The following is an 8,240-nucleotide window of genomic DNA, read 5'->3' on the forward strand; positions in this document are numbered from 1 at the left end:
CTCCACCCGCGCCTCGACGCCATACACCTCGGCCAGCAACCCCGGCACCAGCACCTGCTCCGGCGCCCCACTGGCCACCACCCGCCCCTTGCTCAGCACCACCAGCCAGTCGGCATGGCTGGCCGCCAGGTTGATGTCGTGCAGCACCGCCACCGCCAGCAAACGATGGGCGACAACCCGCTCACGCACCGCATCCATCACCCGCAACTGGTAATGCAGGTCCAGCGCGCTGGTGGGCTCGTCCAGCAGCAATACCCGAGGGTTGCGCGCCAGCAGCTGGGCCAGCGCCACCAGTTGCCGCTGGCCCCCGGACAGGCTGCCCAACTGCTGCTCGGCCAGCTGCTCGATACCCAACCGGCGCAGCGCCTCGAACGCCATACCCAGCGGGTTGTCGGCCCCGCCCACACGCAATCCGGCGATGATGCTCTCCAGCACCCCCAGGGCGATCCCCGGGGGCAGTTGTTGGGGCATATAGGCCAGCCGCCGCGAGCGCTCGGCAACGCCCAGCCGGGTCACCTCCTCACCATCCAGCGTCAGCGAACCCTGCATGCGCTCAAGCCCCGCCAACGCGCGCAGCAAGGTCGACTTGCCCGCGCCATTCGGCCCCACCAGCGCCACCAGGCTGCCGGCCGGCAACTCCGGCAAGCTGACCTGGTGCAGTACCTGCCGTGCGCCATACGCCACCGACAATCGATCGATCAACAGGCTCACAGGTTTCTCCCCCGGCGGAACACCAGCACCACGAACACCGGCACACCCACCAGCGCGGTGACGATGCCCACCGGCACTATCACCCCGGGCAGGATCAGCTTGCTGGCAATCGACGACAGCGACAGCAGCAGCGCCCCCACCAGCGCACTCGCCGGCAGCAGGAAGCGCTGATCCTCGCCCACCAGCAAACGGGCGATATGCGGCCCCACCAGGCCGACGAAACCGATGGTGCCGACAAAGGCCACGGCCGTGGCCGACAGCAGGCTGATGCGCACCAGCGAGGCGAAACGCAGGCGCCGGGTATCGACACCAAAGCTGCGCGCCCGCTCCTCGCCCATGCGCAGCAGGGTCATGGCCGGCGCTGCGCGCAGCGAGAACGGCAACAACACGGCCAGCACCAGGGCGAGGATGCCGAGCTTCTGCCAGTCGGCCCGGGCCACGCTGCCCAGGGTCCAGAACACCAGTTGCTGCAGCACGTCCTCGGTCGCCAGCAATTGCAGCAGCGACACCAACGCATTGCAGCTGAACACCAGGGCAATGCCGAACAGCACCAGGCTCTCGACACCGGCGCCGCGCAGCCGCGCCATGGCCTGCAACAACACCACCGACAGGCAGGCGAAGACGAACGCCATCAGCGTCACCTGCACGCCCGGCGCCAGCCAGGCCAGGCCCAGCGGATAGGCGATGGCCAGCGACGCGCCCAGCGCCGCCGCCGACGACACGCCCAGGGTGAACGGGCTGGCCAGCGGGTTGTCGAGGATCGCCTGCATCTCGGCCCCGGCCAGGGCCAACGCGGCCCCCACCAACACCGCCATCAGCGAATAGGGCAACCGTACATTCCAGATGATCACCCGCTCGGTGCCGCTCAGGCTCGCGGGGTCGAGCAGCCCGTGCAGCAATTGCCCCAGGCCCATGCCCGAGGCACCACTGGCCAGGTCCAGCAACACCGACAGCAGCAACAGCGCCGCCAACCCCAGCACCAGCCCGCTGCGCCGCCACAGCAGGCGCCGGTAGCGCCCGGCCGCCAGGGCCGCGCCATCCTGCGCCAGCGCGGTCACCGGGCGTCGACCCAGTACTGGCCGTCCAGGCCGATGTTCAACAGGCGATTGATCTCGGCCAGGGTGGCCTGCGGATCGAGGTCCTTGAAGCGCTCGGGCTGAATCCAGCGCGCCATGGCTTCGATGGCGAGGATGTTGAACGGTGAGTTGTAGAAGTCATGCCACAAGCCATGAGCCTGCCCGGCCTGAATCGGCCGCAGCGGCGCGAACTCGGGGCGGGCGGTGATTTGCGCCAGGCTCTGGCGCGCGGTGTCGGTCGCCACGCCGGCCCCCAGCAGCACACCCGGTGCGCGGTTGCCGGTGGCAATGTAAACGTCGGGGTCGGCCTGCAGCACGTACTCGACACTCACGTCGCCCACTGCGCCCGGCACCACATCGGCGCCGATGTTATGCCCGCCGACGGCCGCCACCAGGCTGCCCAGCCCGCTCTTGCCGGTAGTGTGCCCCGGCGCCTGCCATACCCCGGCCAGCAGTTCGAGGAAGACCTTCGGCCGCTGGCTGTCGGGCAGCCCGGCCACCTTGTCGGTGACCTGCTTCAAGTGCCGGTCATACAGGCTCAGGTATTGCTCGGCCTGCGGCTCACGGTCGAGCAAGGTGCCGAGCGCACGCAGGCTGACCCGGGTGTTCTCGATCGGGTGCACGCGAAAGTCGATGAACAGTACCGGCACCCCAGCCTTGGCCAGCAGGTCGGCCACCGGGCTGTGCTGGGTCGGGCCTTCACCGGCGATGCTGAACACCGCCAGGTCCGGTTTCAGGGCCAGGATCTGCTCGGCGCTGACACTCTGCTCCGAGGCCTGGCCAATCAACGGCAGCTTGCCGATCTGCGGATAGCGCTTGGCGTAGGCCGCATAGGTGTGCGGGTCGAGCAGGCGCATGTCGTTCTGCCAGCCGACCACCCGCCCGAAGGGGTTGTCGCGGTCGAGCAAGGCCAGGGCGAAGAACAGCCGGCCTTCGCCGAGCACGATACGCTGCGGCGTGTGCTCGACCGTAACCGTGCGCCCGAGCACATCGGTGACCTGCACCGCGCTGGCCGCTTGCGCCAGGCCCAACCAGGCACCGAGCATCAAGGGCAGCGCCAGCAGGCGCCGCCAGATAGAGGGTTGCATCATGGGTGACCTCCCAAGGTCAGGTGTCGCCCCAGCGACGGAGCAGGTTGTGGTACACGCCGGTCAGTTCCAGCAACGAACCGGCGTCGGCCTGTTGTGCAGTCAGGCGCTGGATCGCCACGTCCATGTCCAGCAGCAGGCTACGCTGGCTGTCCTCGCGCACCAGGCTTTCGATCCAGAAGAACGCCGCCAGGCGCTCGCCTCGGGTCACCGGCGCCACCCGGTGCACACTGCTGCCCGGATACAGCACCAGGTGCCCGGCCGGCAGCTTGACCTGGCGCTCGCCGAAGGTGTCGCGGACCACCAGTTCACCGCCGTCGTAACTGTCCGGCTCAGCCAGGAACAAGGTCGCCGACAGGTCGGTACGCACCCGCTCGCGCACGCCCTTGATGCCGCGAATGGCGTTGTCGATGTGGTAGCCGAACCCTTCGCCGGCGCCGTAACGGTTGAACAACGGCGGGTAGATGCGCTTGGGCAGGGCGGCGGACATGAACAACGGGTTGTCCGACAGCCGCTGCAGGATCAGCCCGCCCAGCTGGCGGGCGACCGGGTCGTCTTCGTCCAGTTGGCGGTTGTGCTTGGCCTGGGCCGACTGCACGCCGGCCGTGGCCTTGCCATCGACCCAGGGCTGCGCCAGCAATTGCTGACGCAGCCCGCGCAGTTCGTCGGCGCTGAACAGGTTTTCGATCTGCACCAGCATCAGAAGCTGTAATCCACGCTGGCGGTCAGGGTGCGCCCGGCCCCCGGCACGCCGTACAGTTGGAAGCCGTCGAGCGAGGCGCCGACGCGGCTGTAGTAGAAGGTGTTGAACAGGTTCGACACGTTCAGGTTGAGCGTGGTCTGGCTGTCGACCTTGTAGCGCGCCGCCAGGCTGTGCAGCCAGTAGGACGGCGCCTTTTCATGGTCGCGGGTGTAGACCGTGTAGACCCCGGTCGGGCCGTTGGCGTAGCTGCTGTTGTTGTTCAACCCGCCGACGTACTTGTTGTCGCTGTAGCGGCGCCGGCCCACGTAGTCGGCGCCATAGCTGAGGCTGAGCTGGTCGGTGAGGTCGTAGGTGCTCCACAGGTTGGCGGTCAGGTCAGGGACGTTCTTGGCCTCCTCGCCCTTGTTCGCGCCCTTGGTCTGGCGGCTCTTCATCGCGGCGAAACCGGCGTAGGCCGACCAGCGCTGGGTGAGCTGCCCCTGCAGGCCCAGCTCGATGCCATCGACCCGCTTGGCCGGCAGCGCACGCACCGGCGAAGTCTCGCCTTCGCTGTATTCCCAGCTGTCTTCGAGCTCGGTGCGGAACAGCGCGGCAGTCAGGTTCAGGCGCTCGTCGAGCAGTTCCCACTTGGTGCCCAGCTCGTAGGTTTTCGAAACCGCCGGCTTGTAGGCCTCGGTGCTGGCCGCGCCGTAGATCTGGTTGTTGGTGCTGGCCCCCACTGCCGATGGCTGCGCGGCCTGGCTATAGGACAAGTAGATGCTGCCGTTGGGCAGCGGCTTGTAGACCACCCCGGCACGCCCGCCAAAGGCATCGTCGCGGCTACTGCTGCTGCCGGTGGCGCGCTCGCTGTCGACCTGCCAGTGGTCATAGCGCAGGGCCAGCAGCAGTTGCCATTGCGGGTCCAGGGTGAGGGTGTCGGAGGCGTACAGGGCCGCGTCCTTCACCACGCTGCGCGGGTCGCCGTAGCCCTTGTCGGTGCGGGTCGAGGCAAAGCTGTGGGCCGGGTCGGACAGGTCGAAGAACATCGAACCGTCCGGCACCTTCATGCTCTTGTGCAGGCCGCCGTAGGTTTCGCGGTACAGCTCGACGCCCGTCACGGCCTCGTGGTAAATGCCGCCGGTGTCGAGGTTGAAACGCAGATCGGTCTGGTTGTCGACGATCTCGTAGCGCTTGGACAGGCCGAAGTCGCTGCCGCGCAGGTAGCCGTAGCCACTGGCGCTGTTGGCGTAGTCGGTGTAAGCGCTGATGCCGTTGATCGAGCTGCGCGCCCCCAGCCCGACATAGCCCAGGCTGGCGCAACGGGTACCGGTGCAGGTGCGGCTGCCGTCGGCATTGGCGGCGACGAAACGGGCCGGCGACAGCACGGCCCAATTGTCGGTCTGCTGCCAGCGCAGCTGGTTGCGCAGGGTCAGGTCGTCGCTGAAGTCGTGCTCGAACAGGCCGGTCAGCGAGCGGGTTTCGCTGCGCTGGGTATACAGGCTCGAATCGCCGTACCAGGCATCGCGGTCGACGCCCGGCATGCGCTTGCCATCGGTGCCGCGCTGGATCGGTACGCCGCCATCCGGGGTGTTGCGGTCTTTTTGGTAGAACGCATCGAGCCAAAGCCGGGTATCGGTGCCCAGGCCGAAACCGAACGAGGTGGCCAGGCCCCAGCGGTCGTAGTCCACCTCGTCGCGCTCGGACACCGCGTTGTAGTGCTTCATCAGGTTGACGCGCACGGCGCTGGTGTCATTGAGCTGGTGGTTGACGTCGGCGGTCAGGCGTTTGTAGTTGTCGGTGCCGATGCCTGCCGAGAGCTTGCCGGCATCGCCCAGGTGCGCACGCTTGCTGACCAGGTTGACGCTGCCGCCCACGGCCGACACGCCCGACTCCACGGAGCCTGTGCCCTTGTAGACCTCGGCCTGCTCCAGGTTGAAGGTGTCGTTGCGGCTGGCCATGCCGGCGTCGCGCACGCCATCGACGGTCATGCTCTGCTCGGCGGCGAAACCGCGAATGGAGAACAGGTCGCCCCAACCCAGGTTGCCCTCGCCCGACATGAAGGTGATGCCCGGCACATTGCGCAACACCTCCTGCAGGCTCTGCGCGTTCTGCTCCTCCAGCACCGCGCGCGGCACCACGCTGATGCTCTGCGGCGCATCCAGCAAGGGCGTGGTGATCTTGCTCGAGGTCACCGTGTCGACCTTGTAGCGGTCCTGCTTGCCGTCCACCCGGGTGGCGGGCAGGTCGAGCGTGTCGGCCAGGGCTGGCAGGGCGCAGGCGCCCAGCATCAGGCCAAAGGCCGGCGCCAGGGTCGCCGGGAGGCGCGGGGAGGATGCGTGGGGCATGTGAAGTCCTTAAAGAAAATCAGTCGCATTTGAGTGGCGCAATTCTAATGACGGCCCCACGCCGTCTTGTGTGCGCAAATGTACGGCGCGGCAGGCCGGCGGTCGCCCAACACATTCCGTTACATTCGCCAGGGCAAGCGCGGTGTAAGGTGCCCTGCGCTTTCAACCTACAGGCCTGCCCCATGTCCAAGCCCGACCACATCCTGATCGTCGATGACGACCCTGAGATCCGCCAGCTGCTGTCGCTCTACCTGGAAGAGGCCGGCCTGCGCACTTCGGTGGCGGCCCATGGCCGCGACATGCGCCGCTGCCTGGCCGAGCGCCTGGTCGACCTGGTGGTGCTGGACCTGATGCTGCCCGGCGAAGACGGCCTGACCCTGTGCCGCGAACTGCGGGTGCAAAGCAATATCCCGGTGATCATGCTGACTGCCCGCGGCACCCTGGTGGACCGCATCGTCGGCCTGGAGATGGGCGCCGACGACTACCTGGCCAAGCCGTTCGACCCGCGCGAACTGCTGGCGCGGATCAAGGTGGTGCTGCGCCGGACCCAGAGCTTCCCCGAGCGCGCCCGGGTGGACGAGGCCAGCCAATTGCGCTTCGCCGGCTGGCGCCTGGACACCGCCACCCGCCAGTTACGCTCGCCTGATGGCCTGGTGGTCAGCCTGGGCAGCTCCGATTACCGCTTGCTGCGGCTGTTCCTGCAGCACCCCAACCGCGCCCTGAGCCGCGACTTCTTGCTCAACCATGTATTCGACCGCGAGCGCGAACCGTTCGACCGTAGCATCGATGTGTGCGTCAGCCGCCTGCGCCAGCACCTGGGCGACCACCCACGCAACCCGGCGCTGATCCGCACCGTGCGCAACGAGGGCTACATGCTCACGGTCAATGAGGTGGCCAGCGAATGAAACGCGGCTGGCCACGTTCGCTGCATGGCCGCCTGGTGCTGATCCTGGTCGGTGGCATGCTCGCCTCGCAGTTGCTCACCAGCAGCATCTGGTACGAAGTGCGCCAGACCCAAGTGCTGGAAATCCCCCTGCGCCTGCTTGCCGGGCGCCTGGCCGACCTGTTGCAGGTGGCCCGCGAGCGGCCGGCGCAGTTGCCGATATTGCTCGAAGGCATGGCCTCTTCGCGCTGGCAGCAGTTGCCAGCAGCGCCGACCGGGCTTGCCCAGGCGACGCCCGAGCAGGACGCATTGCTGCGCCGGCTGCTCAGCGAACGCACCGGCGCGCCAGCGCCCCTGCGCCTGCTGCACCTGCAACTGCTCGCCCCCGACAACCAGCCCGGTGGCGCTGGCCTTTTGATGCGCGGGGCGCCGGCCAGTGTGCGCAGCGTGGTCGAGCTGACCCTGCCCGACGGCCAGGTGCTGTACCTGCAAAGCACCGAAGACCAGGGTTGGCGCAGCGCCTCGATCGGTTCGCTGGTGTTCGATTTCCTGTTCCGCATCTACCTGTTGCGCACCGTGGTGGTGGTGCTGCTGGCCTTGATCGCGGTGCGTATTGCCCTGCGCCCGCTCAGGCAGATGGCCGCCGCCGCCGAAGCCCTGGGCCAGGACATCCACCGCCCGCCGCTGAGCCTCGATGGCCCCCAGGAAGTGCGTCAGGCGGCCCAGGCGTTCAACGCCATGCAGCAACGGCTGATCGACAGCATCGCCGAGCGCACGCGTTTCTTTGCCGCCGTATCCCACGACCTGCGTACGCCCATCACCCGCCTGCGCTTGCGCACCGAACTGCTGCCGCAGGAGAACCTGCGCCAGCGCTTTCGCGCCGACCTGCAGCAGATGGAAGACATGGTGGCCGCCAGCCTCGATTTCCTGCGCAGCGGCGAGCTGGAAAATGCCCGTGAGCCTGTGGATATCGACGCGCTGCTGCGCGCCCTGCAGGCCGACTTCGAAGACCTCGGTGGCGAGCTGCGCCTGCACGGCCAGGCCCGCCCGCTCAGCGCCCACGCCAGCGGCCTGCGCCGCTGCCTGCAGAACCTGCTGGACAATGCCCATCGGCACGCGCCGGGGCCTGTGGATATCGAGGTGCAGGATAGCCCGGAACGCTTGCGTATCCAGGTGGGTGACCGTGGGCCGGGGATCGACGGCGATCACCTGGCCCAGGTGCTGGAGCCGTTCTATCAGGTTGACCCGTCGCGCAGTGGTGGGGGGCATGGCCTGGGGTTGAGCATTGCTGCCGGTATTGCCAATGCCCATGGGGGGGCGCTGACGCTGGGGCCGCGACTGGGGGGCGGGTTGCTGGTTACTGTGGATTTGCCGCGTGCGGGCGGCGCTCGATCTCATAGACGCTGAAAATCTATCGCCTTGCAACTGTTCGCCCAAATGCGATCACCTGACGAA

At 67.7% G+C, this 8,240-nt stretch carries 7 protein-coding genes; 2 read left to right on the top strand and 5 right to left on the bottom strand.

The features are described from left to right. The 5 genes from F6X61_RS26765 to F6X61_RS26785 form a co-directional block, all read right to left on the bottom strand. Positions 1-711: ABC transporter ATP-binding protein (locus tag F6X61_RS26765; RefSeq protein ID WP_153789292.1), on the bottom strand; the 711-nt coding region annotated here is incomplete at its 3' end. After that, the gene (locus F6X61_RS26770; RefSeq protein WP_153789293.1) at positions 708-1,769 is read right to left on the bottom strand and encodes an iron ABC transporter permease; all 1,062 of its coding nucleotides are present in this window, start codon (positions 1,767-1,769) and stop codon (positions 708-710) included. The genes F6X61_RS26765 and F6X61_RS26770, both read right to left, overlap by 4 nt. After that, positions 1,766-2,878, bottom strand: coding sequence for an ABC transporter substrate-binding protein (locus F6X61_RS26775; protein ID WP_153789294.1), 1,113 nt, complete (start codon positions 2,876-2,878; stop codon positions 1,766-1,768). The genes F6X61_RS26770 and F6X61_RS26775 overlap by 4 nt, the downstream gene beginning before the upstream one ends. A 16-nt stretch (positions 2,879-2,894) precedes the next feature. Then, positions 2,895-3,575 (bottom strand): Fe2+-dependent dioxygenase, encoded by a 681-nt coding sequence (locus F6X61_RS26780; RefSeq protein WP_153789295.1) that lies wholly within the window; start codon positions 3,573-3,575, stop codon positions 2,895-2,897. Continuing rightward, positions 3,575-5,902 carry a TonB-dependent siderophore receptor gene (locus tag F6X61_RS26785; protein WP_153789296.1) on the bottom strand — a complete coding sequence of 776 codons (2,328 nt, stop codon included), beginning with the start codon at positions 5,900-5,902 and terminating at the stop codon, positions 3,575-3,577. Before F6X61_RS26785 ends, F6X61_RS26780 begins: the two co-directional genes overlap by 1 nt. Positions 5,903-6,084: 182 nt before the next feature. Between F6X61_RS26785 and F6X61_RS26790 the strand changes: the two genes are divergently transcribed. Both F6X61_RS26790 and F6X61_RS26795 read left to right on the top strand, forming a co-directional pair. Continuing rightward, positions 6,085-6,807 (top strand): response regulator, encoded by a 723-nt coding sequence (locus tag F6X61_RS26790; RefSeq protein WP_153789297.1) that lies wholly within the window; start codon positions 6,085-6,087, stop codon positions 6,805-6,807. Continuing rightward, the gene (locus F6X61_RS26795; protein ID WP_153789298.1) at positions 6,804-8,192 is read left to right on the top strand and encodes an ATP-binding protein; all 1,389 of its coding nucleotides are present in this window, start codon (positions 6,804-6,806) and stop codon (positions 8,190-8,192) included. Before F6X61_RS26790 ends, F6X61_RS26795 begins: the two co-directional genes overlap by 4 nt. Positions 8,193-8,240: the final 48 nt, after the last annotated feature.

The organism is Pseudomonas sp. EMN2 (assembly GCF_009650555.1).
Classification (GTDB): Bacteria; Pseudomonadota; Gammaproteobacteria; order Pseudomonadales; family Pseudomonadaceae; genus Aquipseudomonas; species Aquipseudomonas sichuanensis.